Consider the following 21,685-nt stretch of genomic DNA (forward strand, 5'->3'; position numbering starts at 1 on the left):
ACCCCTCACACGAACTTCTCGGTGGCGAGGAACTCGACGAGCTGCGTGCCGCCGGAGCCCTCGTCGGTGACCTTGACGCCACCCGAACGCGGCGGGCGCTTGCTGTGCTCCACCACGGTGCTGGTCGCTCCGTCGAAGCCGACCTCGTTCGCGGCCACGCCCAGGTCGGCCAGGGAGAGCGTCTGCACCGGCTTCTTCTTGGCGGCCATGATGCCCTTGAACGACGGGTACCGGGGCTCGTTGATGGTGTCCCACACGGAGACGATGGCCGGGGTCGAGGCCGTGACGACCTCGTAGCCCTCCTCCGTCTGCCGCTCCACGGTCAGCGTGGTTCCGTCGACCGTGAGCTTGCGCGCACCGGTCAGCGCCGCGACGCCGAGTCGCTCGGCGAGCATGTGCGGCATCACCTGCACCCGCCCGTCGGTCGACTCCGAGCCGCAGAGCACCAGGTCGGCGTTGAGCTGCCCGAGGGCGGCGGCGAGCACCTTCGAGGTGGCGACCGCGCAGGAACCGTGCAGGGCGTCGTCCACCACGTGCACCGCCTTGTCCGGGCCCATCGACAGCGCCTTGCGGATCGACTCGGTCGCCCGGTCCGGCCCCATGGTCAGGATCGTCACCTCGCCGCCGTGCGCCTCCTTGATCTTCAACGCCTCCTCGATGGCATACTCGTCCATCTCGTTGATGACGTTGTTCGCCGAACCGCGGTCGACTGTGTTGTCGTCAGTACGCAGGTTGCGGTCCGCGCCCGAATCAGGCACCTGCTTGACGAGTACGACGATGTTCATCGCCTTCGACGACCCTCCTGCTGTGGTTATGTGATGTTTTCACCCTGATCTGGGCGCAGCCTCGCGCGTGCGGTGCCGTCCGGTCAACCGTGGGCTGTTGTGCGGTTGCCCACGACGTCATGTTACCTGCCAGTAGCATCGGTGCCCAGCACGCCCCTGATCCGGCCGATGACCTCGGCCTCGGCCGGGCTGACGCCGTCGTGGGCGCGGGCCGCACGCTCAGCCGCGGCCAACACCACGTCCCGATACACCGGGACGTCCTGCGGGACCTTCTCGGCCAGGATCTCGATCCCCCGGCGCAACGCCGGCAGCACCACCGACTCCACCTCCAGCGCCGAGTCGCGCGGCAGCTTCGGCAACGGGCCGCCGGTCAGCGCCGCCTTCACCACGCCGCTGGCGTCCGCGATCGCACCGGAGGCCGCGAAGCTCTCGCGGAACAGCGCGAGCAGCCCCGGGTCGGCGTTCGACACCATGAGCACCGCGCCGAACGCCCCGGTCTTCAGGGTCATCATCTCGTCGTCCGTCAGCCGCTGGCTCATGATCACGGAGTGTAGACGTAGGGAGTGGTGGTGGTGACCGGGACGAGTCCGAGCCGCTCCAGCACACCACGGCTCGTCTCCGCCGCGTCCACCTGCACCAACGCTCGCCCTCGCGCCCCGGCCAACCGGGCCCGGTAGCTGACCAGCGCCCGGTAGATGCCCTGCCGCCGCCACCGCGGCAGGGTGGAACCACCCCACAGCGTGGCGAACGTGCTGCCCGCCGGATACCGCACCCAACCGGCGCTCACCATCGTCGCGTCCGCCTCGGCCACCACGACCGTGATCGCCTGCGGATCAGCGGCGATCTCCCGTTCCAGCCCGTCGGCCAGCGCGCTCAGGTCACGCCCCCACACCTGTGTCTTCAGCTCCGCGATCCGGTCCAGGTCCGCCCGCCCGGTCACCTCGCGCAGGCGTACGCCCTCGGGCACCACCGGCAGGGTGGAGGCCAGCGGCGCGACCGGGCCGACCACGACGGTCTCCTGGTCCTCCGGCACGAAACCGGCGGCTCGCAGGCGCTGCGGCAGGTCGGCCGGTTCGTCGTGTCCGTGCAGTTTCCACTCGATCGGCTCGCCCCGCTCGCGGGACACCGCCACCTGCCGGGCGATCAACTCGTCGAGGTCGGCACCGGTCAGCCCGCCGAGATCGCGGTAGGTCACCATGCCCCGCTGGTCCAGCCCCAGCACCCGGAACACCGGGCCGTCGGGCTCCACCAGCACGTCGTCGGGCACCGGGCGCGGCAGGTCCGGCCGCAACTGGGTGTCGTACGCCGCACGCAGGGTGATCGGGTCAAGATCCGTCATGCTTGCGCACTATTCCCGCTGGGCACCGGATAATCACCAGGGTGTGGCAAATGATCAGGAACTGGTTCGACCAGCAGGAGTTGCGGTCGGTGGGCGACACCCCCGACTACCGCTTCTCGCTGGCCAACGAGCGAACCTTCCTGGCCTGGTTGCGGACCGGACTGGCGTTGATCGCCGGTGGACTCGCCGCCGCACAGTTCCTGCCCACCCTGTCCCTGGTCCACCTGCGCGAGGCCATCGCCGTGTCGTTGATGCTGCTCGGCGGCACCGTCGCGATCCGGGCCGTGGACCACTGGGCCCGCACCGAACGGGCCATCCGGCTCGGCCAGGAATTGCCCGCGTCCCGTTTTCCGGCCGTGCTGGCCCTGATCGTCGGTCTCGGCGCGTTGTCACTGGTGGTGGCAGTGCTGGCCGGCGCGATCAACGAATGACGATGGTCCGCGACCCGGGGCTGCAACCCGAACGCACCCGGTTGGCCTGGCGACGCACCCTGCTCGCCCTGACCGTGGTGACGCTGCTGACCGTCCGGCTCGCGCTCATCGGCGGCCGGGGCGGCGCCGGCCCGGCGGCGGTGGCGATCCTCGGTTGGGGAGTGGTCATCACGCTCTGTTGGCGACGGGGAACCGGCAGTGGTGTGGCGCGGGTCGGCGGCCGACAGGTCGCCCTGGTGGGGTTGGCCGCCGCCGGATTCGCGCTCCTCGGCACGCTGCTGGTGCTGCGCGGGCTGTGACCGCTGCGCGAGGTAGGTCATGATGGTCACATGGCCCGGCTGTACATCCTCCTCTTCCTGGTGCAGGTCGTTCTCGCCGTCTGCGCCCTGATCAGCTGCCTCTCCGCCGAGGAGGACGGCATCCGCCACCTCCCCCGGATCGCCTGGCTGCTGATCATCCTGTTCTTCCCGCTGGTCGGCTCGATCGCCTGGTTCGTCGCCGGGCGGGAGCGTACGGCCGTCGGCGGGTCCACCTCCTGGGCGCCGGGCGCACGACCGGCCGAGCGTTCCCGGCCGGTCGCTCCCGACGACGATCCGGAGTTCCTGCGCTCGATCGAGGAACGTTCCCGCAAGGAGGATCAGGAACTCTTCCGCCGCTGGGAGGAGGACCTCCGCCGACGCGAGGACGACCTACGCAAGCGTGAGGGCGAGCCGCCACGCGGGGAACCCCGCCCCGAGGTGTAGCGGCCGGGGCGGGGGCGTCGCGGCTCAGGCCAGGTTCGAGGAGCGGGGGTACGCGTCGGCCGGGTCGGTGAGCACGTTGACCAGATACGGCACTCCGGCGTCGAAGGCCCGTTGCAGGGCCGGGCCCAGGTCGGCGGCCTTGGCGACCGTCTCACCCGCCCCGCCGAGCGCACCGACCACCTGGTCGTACCGCAGCTCGGGCTGGAGGTCGGCGGCCACGTCGTAGCCGTACATGGCCCGCATCGGATGCTTCTCCAGGCCCCAGATGCCGTTGTTGCCGACCACGATGACCACCGGGAGCTTCTGCCGGGCCAGCGACTCCACGTCCATCAGTGAGAAGCCGGCCGCGCCGTCGCCCATGAGCACGCAGATCTGCCGGTCCGGGTGGGTGACCCGGGCGCCCATGGCGTAGCCCATGCCGGTGCCGAGGCAGCCGTACGGGCCGGGGTCGAGCCAGGTGCCGGGCTGGGCCGGCTCCAGGTAACGCCCGGCGTACGAGACGAAGTCGCCGCCGTCGCCGATGGTCACCGCGTCGCGGTCGAGTACCTTGCGCAGTTCGCCGTAGATGCGGGCCGGGCGGATCGGGTCGGTCTCGGCGGCCATCTCCTCGGCGTCACGGGCCCGCGCGGCGTCCTCCGCGGTGCGCAGCTGGGCGATCCAGTCGTCGTGGTCGACCCGGTCGCCGGGGTGCTCGGCCACGGCGGTGAGGATGGCGCGCAGGTCGCCGGCGGGGGCGGCGGCGGGCTGCACGTGACCGGCGCGTTGGCTGGGCGCGTCGACGATGTGCACCACCTGGGCATCGCCGAAGTCGCCGAAGGAGAGCCGGAAGTCCAGCGGGGTGCCGATCACCACCACCACGTCGGCGTTGGACAGGGCCACCCGACGCGCCTTGGCGAAGGCCAGGGGGTGCTCCGGCGGCAGGGCACCGCGCCCCATCCCGTTGGTGAAGACCGGCACGGTGAACGCCTCGGCCGCCGCCCGCAGCTCGTCCACCGCGTCGCCGGTCCAGACGTCCGAACCGGCGATGATCACCGGGCGGGCCGCGCCGGCGATCAGGTCCGCGGCACGCGCCACCTCGTCGGGATCGGCGTCGAGGGGGGCGAGTCGCGGGCCGGCCGGCACCTGCGCGTCACCGACCGAGAAGATCGCCTCCAACGGGAAGTCGAGGAACACCGGGCCCCGGTGCGGGGTGAGGGCGACGGTCAGCGCGTTGGCCACCGCCTGAGGGATGTCGTCGGCGCTGAACACCGTCTCCGCGTGCTTGGTGACCGGGGCGACCAGTGGAAGGTGGTCCATCTCCTGGAGGCTGCCCGAGCCCCACCGGAACTGCGGGGCCCGACCACCCATCACCATCACCGGTGAGGCGTTGAAGAAGGCGCTGGTGAGCCCGGAGATGCCGTTGGTCACGCCGGGACCGGCGGTGAGTACGGCCAGCCCCGGCCGACGCTGGAGCTTCGCCACCGCCTCGGCGGCGAAGACGGCCGACTGCTCGTGCCGCACGTCGTAGATCGGAAAGTCGGTCTTGTGCGCGGCGTCGTAGAGCGGGAACACGTGCCCGCCGGAGAGGGTGAACATCTCCCGCACCCCGTACGCGCGCAGCGCCGCGAGGGCGAGTTCCCCACCGTGGCCTTCGATCCGCTCCGTCATTCCCGCTCCTTCTCGTCGCTGACCGGAGTCACACGCTACTGGCCGGTAGGAGGAATGTGAACTTCCTTGCACTCAGCGCCCGGTGAAGTCCGGCTTCCGCTTCGCCACGAACGCCGCCATCCCCTCGCGCCGGTCGTCAGTGGCGAACAGCGCCGCGAAGAGTTGACTCTCCCAGGCCAGGCCGGAGGTCAGATCCATGTCCAGGCCACCGTCGACGGCGAGCTTCGCCGCCCGCAACGCCTGGACCGGCCCGTTCAGGTACGGCCGGACCATCGCCACCGCCGTGTCGTACACCTCGGCCGCCGGAGCGACCCGGTCGGCCAGGCCGATCCGCAGCGCCTCCTGCGCGTCCACCATCCGACCCGACATGATCAGATCCTTGGCGCGGGCCGGCCCGACGAGCCGGGCCAGCCGTTGGGTGCCCCCCGCGCCGGGGATGATGCCGAGCTTGATCTCGGGCTGCCCAAGCTTGGCGTCCTCGGCCACCACCCGCCAGTCACAGGCCAACGCCAACTCGCAGCCGCCGCCGAGGGCGTAGCCGGTGATCGCGGCGACGACGGGCTTGGGGATCCGGGCGATGGCACCGAGCGCGCTGGACAGGTCCGCGGCCCGCTCCGCCATGTCCACGTAGGACATGTCGGCCATCTCCTTGATGTCCGCCCCGGCGGCGAAGACCTTCTCCCCGCCGTACACGATGACGGCACGGACGCCGCTGTCGGCGGTGGCGGCGGTCGCGGCGGCGCGCAACTCCTCCTGCACCTGGGTGTTGAGGGCGTTCATCGGCGGTCGCTCCAGCCGGATGGTGCCGATGCCGTCCCTGGTCTCCAGCCGCACGAACTCGCCCACGCTGAGCCTCACTTCCTCGTCGAAGTCGCGTGCCAACCTTACGACCCGCCTCGTTGGGGTAGGTAGTCTGGTGCCAGCCCGTCAGCCGGGAGTCGCACGATGAACCCTCGTCAAGCCGAGCCGCGCGGTCGCCGCGCGGCGACGTCGGCCACCCAGCCCGGCAGGGCACCCGGACGGATCGACAGCCGACCGGTGGTCACCTACTACGACGACCGGCTGGTGCGGGTCACCTCGACCGCCGTGACCGTCGAGGGCCGGGTCTACCCCGTGGCCGAGATCAGCGAGATCTGGCACCAGCACGGCACCCTCTCCTGGCGAGTACTGGCCGGACGGGGCGCCATCGGCGCCGCGATGGTCGCCCCGCTGGTGGCCGCCGTCATCGGAGTCGCGGTGGCGCTCTGGTTGGATCGCTCGACCACCGTCACGATCGCCATCATCGGAGCGTCCGTGCTGGTCGGGCTCGCGGTCGGGCCGGTCGCCGACTTCCTCTTCGAATACCTCGACCGCTCCTACGCCCGGGGCAGCCGACAGCGGGAGGTCTGGATCCGGTGGCGGGATCGCCCGGTGCAACTGCTCCGCACCCCGGACGCCCTGCGGTTCGGCCAGATCTACCGGGCCGTGCAACGCGCCCTGGAGACCAGCCCGCCGATACCACCCCGCCGACGCTGAGCAACCGCACGACAGCGCAGAGTTGCCCATCAGTGCTTAAGTTTAGTGATGGCGCTCTATTACCGGGACGACGCGGTACAGGTGACCTCCGAGGCGATCCGGGCCGGCGGGCACGTCATCCCGATCGCCGACGTCACCTACGTCTGGCACGCGAAGGGCCGCACCACACTCGCCGTACGCGGCCGGGTGCTCGGTCGGGGTGTCCTGGTCCTGCTGCTGTCCCTACCCCCGCTGGTGGGGCTGATCTGTGTGCTCTCGCTGGCCTGGTCCGCCCAGGACCGGGGCGAGTGGCTGCCGGCCCTGGTCGTCCTCGCCGCGTGCGTGATCGTTCCGCTCGCCCTGGTCCCGTTCCTGGAGATACCCCTCAGCTGGCTGGATCGCTCCTACGAGCGCGGCAACCGGGTGCTGGAGCTGTGGGTGCAGTACCAGCGGCAGGAGGTGATGGTGCTGCGCACGCCGGACGCCCTGCGCTTCGGGCAGATCTACCGGGCGGTGCAGCGCGCGGTCGAGCAGCACGGCGATCGTTGACCCCTCGTCCGGCGGCTGTGGACCACGCGGCGCACACTTGATCCATGGCGCTCCCCCTTCCCCGGCCGACCGCGGTCCTCGGTCTCACCCGTTCCGCCCTCGACCAGGCCGCCTCCTTCGCCGCCATCCCCGGCCGCGCCTTCGCGGTGCTCGACGAGGTGGAGGCGTTGCTGGCCCGGATCAACGGGGTGGTGGACCGGGTCGAGCAGACCCTGGACCGCACCGACCGGATGGTCACCGACGCCGAGGCGGCGGTCCGTGACGTCGGGGTGATCACTGCTGCCGCCACTGCCGCCGTGGACACCGCCACCGAGGTGGCCGCCACGGCGGCCGTCGTGGTGGACTCGGCGCGATCGGTGGCCGGGCGGGCCGCCGAGACGGTCGGCACCGCGGCCGAGGCCGCCGCCACCGCCGCCGAGCTGCTGTCGGCGTACGAACCGGCGCTGCGGCGTGCCGCCCCGATGGCCAACCACTTCGTCGAGCAGCTCAGCCACGAGGAGGTCACCGCGGCGATCCGGCTGGTCGACGAGTTGCCGAAGCTACGCCAACACCTCACCGCCGACGTACTGCCGATCCTGGCCACCCTGGACCGGGTCGGCCCGGACCTGCACGACCTGCTCGACGTCACCCGGGACCTCAAGCTCGCGGTGGCGGGCATCCCCGGACTGTCCATGCTGCGCAGGCGGGGCGAGAAGCTCAACGACGACGCCGGCTGACCTCGACCCCGCCCGGCGGCGTCGGTCGACGGCCGCTCACCCGCCGGGTACGTACAGCTCGTCGATCTCGACCCGGTGGGGCAGCGAGACGCTGGCACCGAGCCGCCGTACGCAGGCCGCACCGGCGGCCGAGGCCCAGCGGACCGCGTCCAGCAGGTCACGCCCCTCGCCCCAGGCCACCGCGAGCGCACCGGTGAAGGCGTCACCGGCAGCCGTCGAGTCGACCGTGTCCACCTTGACCGCCGGTACGTGTACGGCCGTGCCGTCCCGGTCGCCGTACCAGGCACCCTCCGCGCCGAGGGTCAACACCGCCCGGGGCACCAGGTCGAGCAGGGCATGCGGATCCTCCCGCCCTCGTCCGGTGTACGCCTGTGCCTCGTTCTCGTTGACCACGAGCAGGTCCACGGCGGCGAGCAGTTCCGGCGGCAACGGGACGGCCGGTGCCGCGTTGAGCACCACCCGGGTACCGGCGGCCTGGGCCGCCACTGCGGCGGCGGTCACCGTCTCCACCGGGATCTCCAGCTGCGCCACCAGGACGTCGGCGTCGCGTACGGCGGCGAGTTCGGTCTCGGTCAGGTCGGTTAGTGACGTGTTCGCCCCCGGAGTCACCAGGATCGCGTTCTCCCCCGCCGCGTTGACCATCACCAGGGCCACCCCGGACGCGCCGTAGGTGGTACGCAGGTGCCCGGCGTCCACCCCGGCGGCGGTGATCCGGGCCCGCAGGGTCACCCCGAACGCGTCCGAGCCGATCGCGCCGAGGAAGACACTGACGGCACCCGCCCTCGCCGCGGCGATGGCCTGGTTGGCCCCTTTACCGCCGGGCACGGTGACGAAGTCGGTGCCGAGCCGGGTCTCCCCCGGCCGGGGCAGTTCCTCGGCGGTGGCCACCAGGTCCATGTTCGCGCTGCCCACCACCACGACGCGGGTCTGTCGCACGGGCACCTCCAGCGGGCTGCAATGGTTAGGAAGGGGCCCTTCCTATACACCAGGCGTTAAAAAGGTGCCCTTCCTTACGCCTCAGGCGGCGCGGGCGGTGTAGCGGTCGCCGCTGCGCTCGACGAGCAGCGGCAACCCGAAGGTCTTGGTGAGGTTGTCGGCGGTGAGGGTGTCGTGCAGCAGACCCTGCGCCATCACGGCCCCGTCACGCAACAGCAGCGCGTGGGTGAAGCCGGGCGGAATCTCCTCGACGTGGTGGGTGACCAGCACCATCGCCGGGGCGTCCGGGTCCTGCGCCAGTGCGGCGAGGCGGGCGACCAGGTCCTCCCGACCGCCCAGGTCCAGCCCGGCCGCCGGCTCGTCGAGCAGCAGCAGCTCCGGGTCGGTCATCAACGCCCGGGCGATCTGCGTCCGCTTGCGTTCGCCCTCCGACAGGGTGCCGTACGCCCGGTCGGCCAGCGTGCCGGCTCCCAGTTGTTCCAGCAGCATCCGGGCGCGGGCCTCGTCGGCCGCGTCGTAGCTCTCCCGCCACCGGCCGACCACCGACCAGGCGGCGGTCATCACCACGTCGACGACCCGCTCCTGGGCGGGCAGCCGCTCGGCGAGTGCGGCGGTGGTCAGGCCGATCCGGGTCCGCAGTTCCATGACGTCGGTGCGGCCGATCCGTTCGCCCAGCACGTGCACGGTGCCGGTGGTCGGGTGCAGTCGGCCGGACGCGAGGTTGAGCAGGGTGGTCTTGCCGGCGCCGTTCGGCCCCAGCACCACCCAGCGTTCGTCCAGTTCCACCCGCCAGTCGACATCGTGCAGCAGGGCGGTGCCGGACCGGCGTACGGCGACGCCGTCGAGGCTGACCACCAGATCCGCGTCCACGGGCAAGGGGGCGGGTGCTGCGCCGGCGGCGCCAGGGATCAGGTCACCAGTCACCAGCCCATCCAACCACGCACCGCCGGGGTGCCCCCACGGGCCGGTGCCCCCGCCGTAGGGTGAAGCGCCGTGTCGTTGCTCACCCCGCCCGGAGGGAGCGCTCATGACCAGTCCGGTCATCGAGATCGAGGGTCTACGCAAGACCTTTCACAGCCTGCGCCGGGGGCGACGGGTCGCGGTCGACGGTTTCGACCTGCTGGTGGAGGCCGGCCAGGTGCACGGCTTCCTCGGACCCAACGGTTCGGGCAAGACCACCACCCTGCGAGCGCTGCTCGGGCTGGTACGCGCCGACAGCGGCTCGATGCGCGTGCTCGGGGCCACCACGCCGGAGCGGCTGCCCGAGGTCGCCGGCCGGGTCGGCGCGATCGTGGAGAGTCCGCAGTTCTACGGCAACTTCACCGGTTACCGGACGCTGCGGCTGCTCGCCCTCGCCGGTGGCGTGCCGGTCACCCGGGTCGACGAGGTGTTGGCGCAGGTCGGGCTGGCCGACCGGGGTGACGAACGGGTCAAGGGTTACTCGCTGGGCATGAAGCAGCGGCTGGCGGTGGCCTCGGCGCTGCTCAAACGGCCCGAGCTGCTGATCCTCGACGAGCCGGCGAACGGGCTCGACCCGGCGGGCATCCGGGAGATGCGGGACCTCGTCCGGTCGCTGGCCGCCAACGGGGTGACCGTGCTGGTCTCCAGCCACATCCTGGCCGAGATCCAGCTGATCTGCGACCACGTGACGATCATTTCGCGCGGCCGTCGGGTCACCGCCGGTCCGGTGACCGAGGTGCTCGCCGGTTTCGACGACCACGAGCATCTGGTGCGAGTCGACGACCTGGGCCGCGCCGAGGAGTTGCTGCGGGCCGCCGGGATCACCGTCACCGGGCACGACGACCACCTGGTGGTCAGCGGCGTGCCGGATCCGGTCGCGGTGAGCCGGACGCTGGGCGAGCAGGGCCTCTGGGTACGCGAGCTGACCCCGCTGCGGCCGGATCTGGAGAGCGTCTTCCTGGAACTCACCGGGGGCTCGGCGCACCCGCACATCCCCTGGCAGGTCGGATCGGCACCACCGGACCAACCGACCACCGACCAGCAGATCGACCTCGGGATGCGGGGAGTGGACGCGTGAACCTGATCCGTGCCGAGGTGGAGCGGCTCACCGCCCGCCGCTTCGTCCAGCTGATGGTCGTGCTGCTGATGGCGGCGTTCGTGGTGACCGCGGCGACCACGCTGGCCGGCTCGCACCAGCCCACCCCCGCGGAGCTGGCCCAGGCCCAGCGGGCGGCCGCCTCGGACCTGCGGAGCATGGAGTTGGAGCACGCGCGGTGCCTGGCTCGGGATCGGGGCGAGCGGTTCCCCGGCGACGATCACCTCTACCTGCCGAGGGACTGCTCCGAACTGGATCCGGCGTTGCGGGACCGGCTGCCGGTGGCCGCCGACTACCTGACCGGAGTGTTCACCTTCACCCGGCAGGCCGAGCCGCTGCTCTACTTCCTGGTGGCGTACCTGGTGCTGTTCGGGTTCCTGGTCGGCGCCTCGTACATCGGCGCCGACCTGAACTCCGGCGGAGTGGTCAACCTGCTGCTGTGGCGACCACGCCGGCTGACCGTGCTCGGCACCAAACTCGGCACGCTGCTCGGGGCGGTGCTGACGGTGTCGGCGCTCGCCTCCCTGGCCTACCTCGTCACCTTCTGGGTCATCGCGCAGGTCGCCGGCTATCCCGGGCCGACCAACGCGGCCTTCTGGTCCGGGTTGGGCGCGGTGTGGGGGCGCGGACTGATCCTGGTGCTGCTCGCCACGGCGACCGGCTTCGCCATCGCGACGATGGGACGGCACACCTCGGCGGCGCTGGGAGCGGTGGCCGCGTACCTCGTGGTGTGGGAGCTGGGTGGGCGGATCGTGCTGCAGATCCTCGACGTGGCCCGGCCCGAGCAGCTCATGCTCGGCAGTTACATCGGCGCGTGGCTGGCCGGCGAGGTCAGCTTCTGGGACAGCACCGCCTGCCGAACCGTCACCCAGGGCTACTGCGACGGCAGCTACACCCTGACCTGGCAACCGGCGCTGGCGGTGCTGGTGCTGCTCACCGCCGGGCTCAGCGCCACGGCCTTCGCCATCTTCCGTCGCCGCGATCTCATCTGACCGCCCGGCGGAGGTCAGCCGACGGTGGAGCCGAAGACCTCGTCGCGTACGGCGTCCAGCGCGGTGCGGAGGGCACCGTGCAGGATCGGCTCCTCGGTCAGGCCGGTGGGCACCACCCGGGGGCGTACCAGCGTGATCGCGGCGACCTCGTGCTGCACCCGCTCGGCCAGCGCGGCCCCGCCGGCCTGACCGACCTCCCCGGCGAGCACCACCAGCGGCGGGTCCAGCACCACGCAGGTGCTCGCCACGCCGAGGGCGAGTCGGCGGGCCACCTCGTCGAGCATGGGCCCGCCCGTGGTGCCGTCGGCGATCGCGGCCCGGACCGCGTCGGCGGCGGTGTCGTCCGGGTAGCCGTGCTCCTTGGCCAGGGCACGGATCGCGTCCGCGCCGGCCAGTTGCTGGAAGGCCGGCTTCGCCCGGCGTGAGACGTCGCGCGGGATGGGTGCGCCGGGCACCGGCAGGTAGCCGATCTCACCGGCGGCACCACTGCTGCCGTGGTGCAGCCGCCCGCCCAGCATGATCGCCAGACCGACACCGGCGCCGACCCAGACCAGGACGAAGTCCGTCACCCCCTGGGCCGCGCCGGACTGCGCCTCGGCCACCGCGGCGAGGTTCACGTCGTTCTCGAACACGACCGGGGTGTCCAGGTCGTCGCGGAGCGCGGCGAGCAGGCCACGGTGCCAGCGGGGCAGGTTGTACGCGAAGGTGATGTCCCCGGTGCCCGGGTCGACCAGACCGGGGGTGCCGAGCACGATCCGGCGTACGCTCGACAGTTGGGCTCCGGCGCTGCCGGCCACCTGGACGACCGCGTTGTGCACCACGCCGACCGGGTCGTCGGTGTCCTGCGTGGACTGCTCCACCCGACCGATGACCGCGCCGGTGATGTCGGCGCAGGCGGCCACCACCCGGTCCGGGCCGACGTCGACACCGACCACGTGGGCGCTTCCGGGACGTACGGCGTAGAGCTGGGCGTTCGGCCCCCGGCCGCCGGCCTGCTCGCCGACCCGGGTGACCAGCCCGCGTTCCTCCAGCCGCTCCACCAGCTGCGAGGCGGTGACCTTGGACAGACCGGTCAGTTCGCCGATCCGGGCCCGGGTCAGCGGCCCACGCTCCAGCAGCAGTTCCAGCGCCGCGCGGTCGTTGAGGGCCCGCAACAGACGTGGGGTGCCGGGCAGCCGGGTCGCACTCATGCCATGTGTCCTCAGTATCAGTAAACTTTGCTTACTTTTACGTTATCCAGCCCGACCTGCGAACGGGTAAGCCGTAGCGTATCGGCCACGTGGAAACGCGAACCTCCACCGACCCGGTACGACATCCGCCGGTCGACATCGAGAGGAGAGGACGCGTGGGGCTGGATCCAGGACTGCGCCGGCTGGCGCTCGGCACCCTGCTGGCCGCGTACCCGGGCCCCGTCCCACCCGACTGGGCCGTCGACCTGGTCGCCGAAGGGCTAGCCGGGCACACCCTGTTCGGCGGCAACGTCCACGACCCGGCGCAGGTGTCGGCCAGCACCACGGCGCTACGCGACGCACGGGCCGATGTGTTGATCGCCATCGACGAGGAGGGCGGCGACGTCACCCGGCTGGCGCATGCCACCGGCAGCCCGTACCCGGGCAACGCGGCGCTCGGCGTGATCGGCGACGTGCCGCTGACCGGTCAGATCCACCAGGCCATCGGCACCGAGTTGGCCGACCTGGGCATCACGCTCAACCTGGCGCCCACGGTCGACGTCAACACCGCCGACGACAATCCGATCATCGGCACCCGTTCCTTCGGGGCCGATCCGGCCAGCGTCGCCGCGCACGCCGCCGCCGCGACCACCGGGCTCCAGGCGGCCGGGGTGGCCGCCTGCGCCAAGCACTTCCCCGGCCACGGTGCGACCGTCACCGACTCCCACCACGAGCTGCCCACCGTGGCCGCCAGCCCCGACCTGCTGCGACAGCGGGACCTACCCCCGTTCGCCGCGGTGATCGCCGCCGGGGCCAGGGCGGTGATGACCGCGCACATCCGAGTGCCCGCGCTGACCGGGGACGCTCCGGCCACGTTCAGCCGCGCCGTGTTGGTGGACCTCCTGCGTCACGAGTACGGCTTCGACGGCGTCGTCGTCACCGACGCGCTGGAGATGAAGGGCGCGACCCTGGCCGCCGGTGGCGTCGCACCCGGTGCGGTACGCGCCCTGGCCGCCGGGGCCGACCTGCTCTGCATCGGCGCCCGGGTCGACGCCGAGCTGGTCGAGCAGGTCGCCGCCGAGATCGTGGCCGCGCTGGGTGACGGCCGGTTGGAGCGGGCCCGCGTCGAACAGGCCGCCGGCCGCACCGCGGAACTCGCCGCCTGGACCCGCGCCACCGGCCGCACCGCCGTCGACCCCACCGATCTGGGGTACGCGGCGGCCCGCCGAGCCGTCCGGGTCGAGGGCGTACCGACCGGGTTGGACCGGTCGCTCGTGGTGCAGCTGCACGCCAGTTCCACCCTCGCCGAGGGACGGGTGCCGTGGGGACTCGGACCACACCTCGGCAGCGCCGAACAGATCCGGGTGGTGGCCGCCGAGACGGACCCGGCCGAGCTGCGCCGCCGCGCCGGTGACCGCCCGATCGTCCTGGTCGGTCGCCACCTCCACCGACTCCCCGGCGGTCGGGAGCTGACCAGCGCGCTGGCCGCCGCACATCCGGTGGCCGTGGTGGAGATGGGCTGGCCGGCGGGATGGCGACCCGACGGCGTCCGAGCCTTCGTCACCACGTACGGCGCGAGCCATGCCAACGGGCGGGCCGCGGCAGAGGTGTTGGGTCTCACCCGGTAACCCGTCTTGAACGTGTTCAACTCACGTCGTACGCTGACGTCGTCAAGTTGAACACGTTCAAGATTGGGCCGACACATGGACATCAAGGTCTGGATGTACCTGGTCTACCTGGCGGTCAGCATCGGCCTGACCATCTGGGTGGCGCGGGCGCTGACGCGTAACGGGTTGGTCTTCCTCGACGAGGTGTTCGCCGACCAACGGCTGGCACGGGCCGTGAACAACCTGCTCGTGGTGGGCTTCTACCTGCTCAACCTCGGCTACGTCACGGTGGCGATGCGACACTCCGGGTCGATCGGTTCGACCAGCGCCGCGATGGAGGAACTCTCGCTGAAGATCGGGCTGGTGCTGCTCGTACTCGGCGCGTTGCACTTCTTCAACGTCTTCGCCCTCGGCCGGTACCGGCGGAACCGGTTGCGCCAGGTCGCCCTCCACCCACCGCTGGCCCCCGTCGCCCGGCTGCCGATCCAGCACCCCTACCCGCCGATGCCGCACCGACCGGGCACCGGCCCACCCGCACCGGGCCAACCCACCGCACCGAACCAGACCGGATACATCACGCCGGGCCAGTCGACCGGCCCCGCCGCACCGGTTCAGCCGACCAGCCCAGCCGCCCCCGGCCAGCCGACCGGACACACCACGCCGGGCCAGCAAGCCGGACCAGCCACGCCGGGCCCGGCCACCCCGCCCAATCCGCCGGGCCGATGACGACGCCGGACCAGAGCGGGATGGCGGGGCTGCCGGACGCCACGCACGCGGGCGACGACATCCGGGGCCTCACGGTGCTCTACGACGCGCACTGCCCACTGTGCCGGGCCGCGCGGGACTGGCTGGCGTCGCGCGCACAGCTCGTACCACTGGAGTTCCTGCCGGCCGGTTCGGCGGCGGCCCGGCTGCGCTTCCCGGGCCTCGACCACGACGCGACGTTGCGCGATCTCACGGTGATCGCCGACACCGGGGAGGTGTACGCGGGCGACGGGGCCTGGTTCGCCTGCCTGTGGGCGCTGGCCGACCACCGGGACCTGGCCTACCGGCTGGCCCGCCCGCACCTGCTGCCACTGGCTCGACGGGTGGTGGCTGCCGCCTCCGCAGTACGCGAACGCCTCCGAGAACCATCGCCGGAGCCGACCGGCCGCCCGGCGGGATACGGTGACCGGAATGACCGACCAGACTGTGCCGACGACCGCTGCGGGTGAGGCGGCGACCGTCCGGGGCGAGCAGACGCGGCAGCTGATCCTGGAGACCGCGATGCGGCTGTTCCGCGAACGCGGCTACGCCCGCACCACCATGCGCGCCATCGCGACGGAGGCCGGGGTCGCGGTCGGCAACGCCTACTACTACTTCCAGTCGAAGGAACACCTGATCCAGGAGTTCTACGCCCGGATGCAGACGGAGCACCGGGCGGCGGCCCGGCCGGTACTCGAACGCGAGACCGACTTCGCCGCCCGGCTGGCCGGTGTGCTGCACGCGGGGATCGACGTGCTGACCCCGTCACACGAGTTCGCGGCGAGCTTCTTCAAGACCGCCGCGGAACCCACCTCACCGCTGAGTCCCTTCTCGCCGGAGTCCTCCGGGCCCCGCGAGGCGTCCATCGCCCTCTACGCCGAGGTGTTGTCCGGCTCCACCGCCAAGGTCGATCCGGAACTGCGCCGCCAACTGCCCGAGTTGCTCTGGCTCGCGTACATGGGCGTGGTCCTCTTCTGGGTCTACGACCGCTCGCCGGGACAGGCCCGCACCCGGCAGCTGATCGACGGCGCGGTGCCACTGGTCGACCGGCTGGTGGCGCTGTCGCGGCTGCGCGTCCTGCGACCGGTCACCCAGCAGGTCGTCAATCTTATTCACACTCTGCGTCACTGACGGGCGACACGCGAGGAAGACGCTAAGCCGCAGGTCAAGTCCACAATTGGACAGCAAGGCGACAGTGGCGTCGGCTTGCCGAGCGGTTTCTGAATACGTAGCGTGATCGGCACTGGAGCCGCACGCGGACCTGGGGGGGAGGCTGCGGACCGTGGATCCGGCCCGGGATCCACGGTCCGCGCCCTGCCGGTCCGCGTTCAGCTCGGGTAGACGCCGTAGGACCGCCAGCCGAGATCGGGAAATCCGGCGGCCTCCGCCACCCGCGCCGACGCGACGTTGCGCCGGTCGTGCAGGTAGGTCGGCACGGCACCGTCGTCGAGGACTCGACGGGCGGCCTGGGCCACCAGCCGTCTGGCCAGTCCGCGCCCTCGGGCCGCCGGTACGGTGCCCACCGCCAGCTCGTGTCCGTACCGGTCGTGCCGCTTGATCCCGACACCGGCCAGGTAACGGCCCCGGTGGTCGCGCACGACGAGCACCGGCCGGTCGAACAGCCGCAGCCAGGAGGGCAGCCCGGCGGCGGTGGGCGGCACCCAGACGCCCACCTCCGGCAGTGCTGCCGGCGCGACACTCCACCGGAACACGTCGTCGTGCACCGCCCAGCCGGGATATCCGACCGCCCTGGGCAGCGCGTCCAGCAGGCCGTCCCGGTGGCGCGCCAGCTCGCGTACGGCCGCGACCCGGTCGGGGGCCACGGAGAGCACGCCGTCGGCGCCCGCGTGGACCGCGACGGCGGGGCGCAGCCGGCCGTCCCAGGCGGGTCGAGCACGCCGACCGGAACCGACGACGTGCAGGCCCGGCCCGGCCGGCCACTGCCCCAGCCAGGTCGCCAGGTGCCGGTAGAGCCGCCGGTCGAGCATCAACACCTCCCGGTCCGTCACCGCCGACGCCGCTCACCGTACGACGACGCCACGAGTCCGGGGCGTAGGTAGGCGCAATCCGGGGAACCTGATCGATCGACCGTCCGTCATATCCATTTCCATACATGGACACCTTTGTTTGGAACGGTAGGGACATGCCGAAACAGCCACAGGACCGCTTTCACCAGGACGCCGAGCGCCCCTGGCACCACCACGGAAGCACCGGCCGCTTTCCGACCCAGGCGCGGTATCGGGATCGGCGCAGCCGTCCGGGCAGGCTCTCCTGGCGCGAGCTGAACAGCCTGCCGGCCGGGGCCGCACGTCACCACCTGAACCCACACTGACCCACCAGCGAGCCCACGCGCGCTTTCGCACACCTGTCGGGTAACGTCGGCTGGTCCTTCGACCGTCACGACAGGAGCTGGCACATCCATGGGCAAGAAGACGATCCACGTCTCCGACTTCAGCGGCACGGTGCTGGGTGCCGACGACGAGGCGGTACGCGTCGTCGTCCTTGAGCACCCTGACCTGGTCGCCGGGCCCGTGCAACTGGACGCCACCCCGGTGGAGGTCGAGAGCATCGACGACGCGGCACTGGACGTGGCGGTGGTGGAGATCCACGACCGGCACGGCCACGGCGAGCCGCGCCGGGTGGTGTTGACCGCGAGCGAGTTCGACGCGATGGCCACCGACGTGCCGATGGCGCAGCTACTGAAGACCGCAGAGCGGGTACGCCCGCCGAAGTCCCGCCGCAGCGCCGAGCGGATCGACTACGGCACCATCGAGCACGCGGGTCGGCCGCACCGGGGGCGGGTCACCGAGGAGGAGGCCCGGTTGGTGCGCGAACGACTCGACGAGGTGAACAAGCGCCTCGCCGACGCCGGGCTGCGCCAGATCGATCCGGCTGACCCCGAGCACGCCGCCCGGTACGGCTTCCCTGTCGAGTCCTGACCGCTTACTCGAACGTCCGCAGCTTGGCCAGGGCCGCCGCGACGTACGCCTCGACGGCGGCCTTGTCCACGCCGAGACCGGTGAGCACCCCATCGCCGTTCTCCTGTTCGAGCAGGGCCAGCAGGATGTGCTCGGTGCCGATGTAGTTGTGCCCGAGTCGCAGCGCCTCTCGGAAGGTCAACTCCATGACCTTCTTGGCCGCCGCGTCGTACGGGATCATGTCCGGGACCTCGTCCGACGACGGCGGTAGTGCGGCCGTGGCGGCCTCGCGCACGGCCTCGGCCGACACGCCGCCGGCAACGAGTGCCTTCGCGGCCAACGCCTCCGGCTCGGCCAGCAGACCGAGCACCACGTGAACCGGGGCGATCGCGGCGTTACCGGCGGCCTTCGCCTCGTTCTGCGAGGCCATCACCACGTTGCGGGCGCGCGGGGTGAACCGCTGGAAGCCCTCTTGCGGATCCATCGTCCCGGCCACGAAGCGCTTCTGGGCGGCCTGCTTGCTCACCCCCATGCTGCGACCGATCTCGGTCCAGGACGCCCCGGAGCGGCGGGCCTGGTCGACGAAGTGGCCGATCAGGTGGTCGGCGACATCACCGATGTGGTCGGCCACCAGCACCGCGTCGGCGAGTTGGTCGAGCGCGTCGGAGTGGGCCTGTTTGATGACCTGGATCAGGTCGTCGAGCCGGACGGGGCTACTCATCTTCAGAGGTTCAGTCATGCCGTCAACCTTAGGTTGACGGCATCGGATCGTCAACCCGTGGTTGACGATCCAACCTTCCCTGGCAAGACCTGCTAACAACCTTGACTAAATGTCACGAGATCGACAATCTCGGATGGAGAGCGCTCTCCATCCGCCTCACCAGCACATCCGACCCGCCACCTGCGAGCAGGTCCATCCTGCACGCCAACGTCCGCGGTCCCGGGCCTGACCCGAACCGTCCACGATCGACAGGTGGGCTCACCTCCACTGGGCGGTGAGCCCACCGGACGTCTGCTTCGTAAGAGTCGGTGACGGGCGCGGTGGGTATCAGGCCGTGCGGCACCGAACACACCTGGAGGCGACGTGAACGACGCTCTGACGACCGGCGGGCGACGGCTGTGGTGGTTGCTCGGGGCGGTCCTGCTGGTCGTTGTCGTCGTGGTGGTCGCCACCTGGACGTGGGTGACGGTCCGAGGCGACGGCCGCAACGGGCACGTCGTCACCGGCGCCACCGGCGAGTTGCGCGAGGCCACCTTCGTCCTGCTCGACGGCGCGGACGTGGTCCGGGTACGCACCGCCGACCTCGGCGACGACGCGTACCGGGTGTCCACGCCCCGCGACGCGAACGTCCGACCCGTCGTCTCCCGTACCGACGCGAGCCTGCTGACCAGCCTGCGCGGCACCGACCGGGACGGCCCGGCGGTGGTGGAGGTGGTGCTGGCCGAGTCGGTCCGCTGGCACGTGCGGCTCAGCGGTGGCGCGAAGGAGCAGCACCTCGACCTACGCGGCGCGCGGCTCGGTGACGTCGAGTTCACCGCCGGCGCGAACCGGATCGAACTGACCTTGCCCGCGCCACAGGGAACGCAACGGACCCTGCTCGGCGGCGGGGCGAGCCAGGTCGTGGTCCGGCTGGCCGACAACGCCCCCGTGCGGGTACGCGCCGGTGGCGGCGCCGGTTCGGTCACCATCGACGGCACCACCCACTCGGGGGTGGCCAGCGGAACGACCTTCACCCCGCCGGAGTGGAACGCCGCGACCGACCGCTACGACATCGACGCCACCGGCGGCGTCTCCTCCGTCACCGTGGACCGCGCCGCCGCCGGGTGAACCTCCGGTAGCGACGGCACGCCAGCCGCGCATCTGCCGAAATCGTCCATCAGGGGCGTCGAGCGGCAGCGGCTGACCTCGAGGACGCGGCGACGAACAACTGGTCCAACTGATAATTGAGCAGGGCGATCGCGGCCTCCGGCGTACGCATGCCCGCCATCACGCTGTCGGCCAGTCCGGTCGCCAAGGCCAGCAGGTTGCCCGCCTCCGCGCCGACGTCCCGGCCCGGGGAAAGCTCACCCGCCTGCTCCGCGTCGGCTAGCAGTCCGCGGAGCACCACTTCCAGTTCGGCGGAACCTCTGGTGTAGGACTGCTCGGCCAACGCCGGATCGGTCAGGGCGAGCGCGTGGTAGGCGGCGAATACGGTGTAACCGGCCCGCTGCTGCTCGTTGACGGGGATGAGCTGCACCAACCAGGCGTACAGGCGGTTGCGGACACCGCCCCCCGCGTTGGCCGCCAGCCCGGCTTCGATCCGCTGGCCGACCACCTCGGCCTGATGTTGCAGCCCCGCGAAGAGCAACCGCTCCTTGGTCCCGAAGTAGTACTGCACGGTACTGACCGAGACGCCCGCCTCGGCCGCGACCGTCCGCATGCTCGCAGCGTGCAGACCTCGATTCGCCGCGATGCGCAGTAGCGCGGCGACGATCAGAGCTCGTCGTTCCTCGTGGTCGGCCAGCTTCGGCATGCGCCCCATCACCCTTCCGCCTTGATGGTACGACTGTACTGTACGATCGTACTATCAAAACTCGGTGGGGAGGCCATGTGACAGGCACCAGAGATCCCGGCGTCGGACGGTTCGTCAACGACCAGGCGAGAGAGAAATTCCTCCAGGCGTACGACGTGGCGATGCGGTCCTGGCCGCAGGCCCGACAGGAGTTCGACGTCGAGACGAGCTTCGGCACCGTCCACGTGCACCACCACGGCGACGGGCAGGGCGCACCGGTGGTGCTGCTGCACGGCGCCCAGGGCAACTCCTCGAACTGGTATCCCCAGGTCGCCGCACTCGGCACGCACCACCCGGTGTACGCGCTGGACACCATCGACGACCCGGGACGCAGCGTGCAACGACGTCCGGTGGTGGGCACGACCGAGAGCGCCGCCTGGCTCGACGAGACGCTCGCCGCCCTCGACCTGAGCGGCGTCCACCTGGTCGGGATGTCGTACGGCGGATTCCTGGCGCTGGCCACGGCGGTGCACCGACCCGACCGGTTGGCGTCGATCACCCTGCTCGACCCGGGCGGGCTCCAGAAGGTCCCGCTCAAGTTCTACGTCAACGTCCTGGCGGGTGCCCTGGCCACGCTGGCACCGCGCCGTACCCGGGCCTGGTTCGCCCGACTGCTGGCCAACCACGCGCTCATCGAGTCTCCGGAGCAACTGGCACCCGTCATGATCGCCGCACGGCACTGGCGGACGCGGCGTCCCGCGGCCCGCCGGCTCGACGACGACGAACTGCGGGCGATCCCGGTGCCGGTGCTGCTCCTGGTGGCCGAGCGCAGTTCACTGCTGCGACCACGGCAGGCGGTGGCCCGGGCCCAGGCGCTGATTCCGTCGGTCCGGGCGGAGATCGTGGCCGGGGCTGGTCACGGTCTCTCGCTGGAGCGTCCCGAGTTGGTCAACCGGCGCGTCCTCGACTTCATCGCGGACCGCACGTCGGACGACGCCGTCGGAGGCGACCAGACCGGCCGGTGACGGCACGGCGGCGACGGGACGAGCCGCCCCGGCTCGTCCGGA

Annotated in this window: 26 protein-coding genes; 15 read left to right on the top strand and 11 right to left on the bottom strand. The window is 71.5% G+C overall.

Features of this window, described 5'->3' with window-relative positions; translation table 11 throughout:
- Positions 1 to 5 precede the first annotated feature (5 nt).
- The 3 genes from FF096_RS08250 to FF096_RS08260 form a co-directional block, all read right to left on the bottom strand.
- Positions 6 to 785: an electron transfer flavoprotein subunit beta/FixA family protein gene (locus tag FF096_RS08250; protein WP_155215880.1), complete on the bottom strand. Its 780-nt coding sequence runs from the start codon at positions 783 to 785 to the stop codon at positions 6 to 8.
- 122 nt (positions 786 to 907) lie between these two features.
- Complete coding sequence (locus tag FF096_RS08255; protein ID WP_375335307.1) at positions 908 to 1,330, bottom strand: hypothetical protein; 423 nt, start codon at positions 1,328 to 1,330, stop codon at positions 908 to 910.
- Entirely contained in the window at positions 1,327 to 2,124 is a 798-nt protein-coding gene (locus FF096_RS08260; RefSeq protein ID WP_155215884.1) for a GNAT family N-acetyltransferase, read from the bottom strand. Before FF096_RS08260 ends, FF096_RS08255 begins: the two co-directional genes overlap by 4 nt.
- 41 nt (positions 2,125 to 2,165) lie before the next feature.
- Here FF096_RS08260 and FF096_RS08265 point away from each other — a divergent pair, with 41 nt between their 5' ends.
- The 3 genes from FF096_RS08265 to FF096_RS08275 are packed head-to-tail and all read left to right on the top strand — an operon-like array spanning position 2,166 to position 3,298.
- Entirely contained in the window at positions 2,166 to 2,555 is a 390-nt protein-coding gene (locus FF096_RS08265; protein ID WP_309222903.1) for a DUF202 domain-containing protein, read from the top strand.
- Complete coding sequence (locus FF096_RS08270; protein WP_155215888.1) at positions 2,552 to 2,854, top strand: DUF202 domain-containing protein; 303 nt, start codon at positions 2,552 to 2,554, stop codon at positions 2,852 to 2,854. Before FF096_RS08265 ends, FF096_RS08270 begins: the two co-directional genes overlap by 4 nt.
- A gap of 30 nt (positions 2,855 to 2,884) precedes the next feature.
- A complete protein-coding gene (locus tag FF096_RS08275; RefSeq protein ID WP_155215890.1) occupies positions 2,885 to 3,298 on the top strand; it encodes a PLD nuclease N-terminal domain-containing protein in 414 nt (137 codons plus the stop codon).
- Between the two features lie 24 nt (positions 3,299 to 3,322).
- On the opposite strand, the gene FF096_RS08280 is transcribed toward FF096_RS08275, so the two are convergent.
- Both FF096_RS08280 and FF096_RS08285 read right to left on the bottom strand, forming a co-directional pair.
- A complete protein-coding gene (locus FF096_RS08280; RefSeq protein WP_155215892.1) occupies positions 3,323 to 4,945 on the bottom strand; it encodes an acetolactate synthase in 1,623 nt (540 codons plus the stop codon).
- 72 nt (positions 4,946 to 5,017) lie between these two features.
- Positions 5,018 to 5,791: an enoyl-CoA hydratase-related protein gene (locus tag FF096_RS08285; RefSeq protein ID WP_309222904.1), complete on the bottom strand. Its 774-nt coding sequence runs from the start codon at positions 5,789 to 5,791 to the stop codon at positions 5,018 to 5,020.
- 192 nt (positions 5,792 to 5,983) lie between these two features.
- Between FF096_RS08285 and FF096_RS08290 the strand changes: the two genes are divergently transcribed.
- From FF096_RS08290 to FF096_RS08300, 3 genes are read left to right on the top strand one after another with little or no spacing between them, the layout of a single operon-like run.
- Positions 5,984 to 6,460, top strand: coding sequence for a DUF6232 family protein (locus FF096_RS08290; protein WP_309222931.1), 477 nt, complete (start codon positions 5,984 to 5,986; stop codon positions 6,458 to 6,460).
- 48 nt (positions 6,461 to 6,508) lie between these two features.
- Complete coding sequence (locus tag FF096_RS08295) at positions 6,509 to 6,988, top strand: DUF6232 family protein (protein WP_155215896.1); 480 nt, start codon at positions 6,509 to 6,511, stop codon at positions 6,986 to 6,988.
- 44 nt (positions 6,989 to 7,032) lie between these two features.
- A complete protein-coding gene (locus FF096_RS08300) occupies positions 7,033 to 7,704 on the top strand; it encodes a hypothetical protein (protein ID WP_155215898.1) in 672 nt (223 codons plus the stop codon).
- A 36-nt stretch (positions 7,705 to 7,740) separates the two neighbouring features.
- Here the strand turns inward: FF096_RS08300 and FF096_RS08305 are convergent, their stop codons facing one another.
- Positions 7,741 to 8,640 carry a ribokinase gene (locus tag FF096_RS08305; RefSeq protein ID WP_309222905.1) on the bottom strand — a complete coding sequence of 300 codons (900 nt, stop codon included), beginning with the start codon at positions 8,638 to 8,640 and terminating at the stop codon, positions 7,741 to 7,743.
- 81 nt (positions 8,641 to 8,721) lie between these two features.
- Positions 8,722 to 9,564 carry an ABC transporter ATP-binding protein gene (locus tag FF096_RS08310; RefSeq protein ID WP_309222906.1) on the bottom strand — a complete coding sequence of 281 codons (843 nt, stop codon included), beginning with the start codon at positions 9,562 to 9,564 and terminating at the stop codon, positions 8,722 to 8,724.
- A gap of 103 nt (positions 9,565 to 9,667) precedes the next feature.
- On the opposite strand from FF096_RS08310, the gene FF096_RS08315 reads away from it, so the two are divergent.
- Positions 9,668 to 10,678, top strand: coding sequence for an ABC transporter ATP-binding protein (locus tag FF096_RS08315; protein ID WP_155215900.1), 1,011 nt, complete (start codon positions 9,668 to 9,670; stop codon positions 10,676 to 10,678).
- Positions 10,675 to 11,688, top strand: coding sequence for an ABC transporter permease subunit (locus FF096_RS08320; RefSeq protein WP_309222907.1), 1,014 nt, complete (start codon positions 10,675 to 10,677; stop codon positions 11,686 to 11,688). Before FF096_RS08315 ends, FF096_RS08320 begins: the two co-directional genes overlap by 4 nt.
- A 14-nt stretch (positions 11,689 to 11,702) precedes the next feature.
- Here FF096_RS08320 and FF096_RS08325 read toward each other — a convergent pair whose 3' ends face one another.
- Positions 11,703 to 12,878, bottom strand: a complete 1,176-nt coding sequence (locus FF096_RS08325; RefSeq protein ID WP_155215902.1) for an ROK family transcriptional regulator — start codon at positions 12,876 to 12,878, stop codon at positions 11,703 to 11,705.
- Positions 12,879 to 13,033: 155 nt separating this feature from the next.
- Between FF096_RS08325 and FF096_RS08330 the strand changes: the two genes are divergently transcribed.
- The 4 genes from FF096_RS08330 (at position 13,034) to FF096_RS08345 (ending at position 16,339) form a co-directional block, all read left to right on the top strand.
- Positions 13,034 to 14,485, top strand: coding sequence for a glycoside hydrolase family 3 N-terminal domain-containing protein (locus FF096_RS08330; protein ID WP_309222908.1), 1,452 nt, complete (start codon positions 13,034 to 13,036; stop codon positions 14,483 to 14,485).
- A 75-nt stretch (positions 14,486 to 14,560) separates the two neighbouring features.
- Positions 14,561 to 15,190 carry a hypothetical protein gene (locus FF096_RS26580; RefSeq protein WP_230462352.1) on the top strand — a complete coding sequence of 210 codons (630 nt, stop codon included), beginning with the start codon at positions 14,561 to 14,563 and terminating at the stop codon, positions 15,188 to 15,190.
- Positions 15,187 to 15,678, top strand: coding sequence for a thiol-disulfide oxidoreductase DCC family protein (locus FF096_RS08340; protein ID WP_196222482.1), 492 nt, complete (start codon positions 15,187 to 15,189; stop codon positions 15,676 to 15,678). Before FF096_RS26580 ends, FF096_RS08340 begins: the two co-directional genes overlap by 4 nt.
- The gene (locus FF096_RS08345; RefSeq protein WP_155215904.1) at positions 15,641 to 16,339 is read left to right on the top strand and encodes a TetR/AcrR family transcriptional regulator; all 699 of its coding nucleotides are present in this window, start codon (positions 15,641 to 15,643) and stop codon (positions 16,337 to 16,339) included. The genes FF096_RS08340 and FF096_RS08345 overlap by 38 nt, the downstream gene beginning before the upstream one ends.
- 197 nt (positions 16,340 to 16,536) lie before the next feature.
- On the opposite strand, the gene FF096_RS08350 is transcribed toward FF096_RS08345, so the two are convergent.
- Entirely contained in the window at positions 16,537 to 17,196 is a 660-nt protein-coding gene (locus FF096_RS08350) for a GNAT family N-acetyltransferase (RefSeq protein ID WP_155216194.1), read from the bottom strand.
- A 432-nt stretch (positions 17,197 to 17,628) separates the two neighbouring features.
- On the opposite strand from FF096_RS08350, the gene FF096_RS08355 reads away from it, so the two are divergent.
- A complete protein-coding gene (locus FF096_RS08355) occupies positions 17,629 to 18,147 on the top strand; it encodes a hypothetical protein (RefSeq protein WP_155215906.1) in 519 nt (172 codons plus the stop codon).
- A gap of 4 nt (positions 18,148 to 18,151) precedes the next feature.
- On the opposite strand, the gene FF096_RS08360 is transcribed toward FF096_RS08355, so the two are convergent.
- A complete protein-coding gene (locus FF096_RS08360) occupies positions 18,152 to 18,865 on the bottom strand; it encodes a Clp protease N-terminal domain-containing protein (protein WP_155215908.1) in 714 nt (237 codons plus the stop codon).
- Positions 18,866 to 19,210: 345 nt separating this feature from the next.
- Here FF096_RS08360 and FF096_RS08365 point away from each other — a divergent pair, with 345 nt between their 5' ends.
- A complete protein-coding gene (locus tag FF096_RS08365; RefSeq protein WP_155215910.1) occupies positions 19,211 to 19,954 on the top strand; it encodes a hypothetical protein in 744 nt (247 codons plus the stop codon).
- 49 nt (positions 19,955 to 20,003) lie between these two features.
- Here the strand turns inward: FF096_RS08365 and FF096_RS08370 are convergent, their stop codons facing one another.
- On the bottom strand, positions 20,004 to 20,648 hold the full coding sequence (locus FF096_RS08370; RefSeq protein WP_230462353.1) for a TetR/AcrR family transcriptional regulator: 645 nt from the start codon (positions 20,646 to 20,648) through the stop codon (positions 20,004 to 20,006).
- A 68-nt stretch (positions 20,649 to 20,716) separates the two neighbouring features.
- On the opposite strand from FF096_RS08370, the gene FF096_RS08375 reads away from it, so the two are divergent.
- Positions 20,717 to 21,643: an alpha/beta fold hydrolase gene (locus FF096_RS08375; RefSeq protein WP_309222909.1), complete on the top strand. Its 927-nt coding sequence runs from the start codon at positions 20,717 to 20,719 to the stop codon at positions 21,641 to 21,643.
- Positions 21,644 to 21,685 lie beyond the last annotated feature (42 nt).

This window comes from Micromonospora sp. CP22, from assembly GCF_009712475.1.
Lineage (GTDB): Bacteria > Actinomycetota > Actinomycetes > Mycobacteriales > Micromonosporaceae > Micromonospora.

Coding starts and splice junctions, on each gene's coding strand:
- FF096_RS08250 (WP_155215880.1), bottom strand. CDS start 785: ATGAACATCGTCGTACTCGTCAAGCAGGTGCCTGATTCGGGCGCGGAC.
- FF096_RS08260 (WP_155215884.1), bottom strand. CDS start 2,124: ATGACGGATCTTGACCCGATCACCCTGCGTGCGGCGTACGACACCCAG.
- FF096_RS08270 (WP_155215888.1), top strand. CDS start 2,552: ATGACGATGGTCCGCGACCCGGGGCTGCAACCCGAACGCACCCGGTTG.
- FF096_RS08275 (WP_155215890.1), top strand. CDS start 2,885: ATGGCCCGGCTGTACATCCTCCTCTTCCTGGTGCAGGTCGTTCTCGCC.
- FF096_RS08280 (WP_155215892.1), bottom strand. CDS start 4,945: ATGACGGAGCGGATCGAAGGCCACGGTGGGGAACTCGCCCTCGCGGCG.
- FF096_RS08295 (WP_155215896.1), top strand. CDS start 6,509: ATGGCGCTCTATTACCGGGACGACGCGGTACAGGTGACCTCCGAGGCG.
- FF096_RS08300 (WP_155215898.1), top strand. CDS start 7,033: ATGGCGCTCCCCCTTCCCCGGCCGACCGCGGTCCTCGGTCTCACCCGT.
- FF096_RS08315 (WP_155215900.1), top strand. CDS start 9,668: ATGACCAGTCCGGTCATCGAGATCGAGGGTCTACGCAAGACCTTTCAC.
- FF096_RS08325 (WP_155215902.1), bottom strand. CDS start 12,878: ATGAGTGCGACCCGGCTGCCCGGCACCCCACGTCTGTTGCGGGCCCTC.
- FF096_RS26580 (WP_230462352.1), top strand. CDS start 14,561: ATGGACATCAAGGTCTGGATGTACCTGGTCTACCTGGCGGTCAGCATC.
- FF096_RS08340 (WP_196222482.1), top strand. CDS start 15,187: ATGACGACGCCGGACCAGAGCGGGATGGCGGGGCTGCCGGACGCCACG.
- FF096_RS08345 (WP_155215904.1), top strand. CDS start 15,641: ATGACCGACCAGACTGTGCCGACGACCGCTGCGGGTGAGGCGGCGACC.
- FF096_RS08350 (WP_155216194.1), bottom strand. CDS start 17,196: ATGCTCGACCGGCGGCTCTACCGGCACCTGGCGACCTGGCTGGGGCAG.
- FF096_RS08355 (WP_155215906.1), top strand. CDS start 17,629: ATGGGCAAGAAGACGATCCACGTCTCCGACTTCAGCGGCACGGTGCTG.
- FF096_RS08360 (WP_155215908.1), bottom strand. CDS start 18,865: ATGACTGAACCTCTGAAGATGAGTAGCCCCGTCCGGCTCGACGACCTG.
- FF096_RS08370 (WP_230462353.1), bottom strand. CDS start 20,648: ATGGGGCGCATGCCGAAGCTGGCCGACCACGAGGAACGACGAGCTCTG.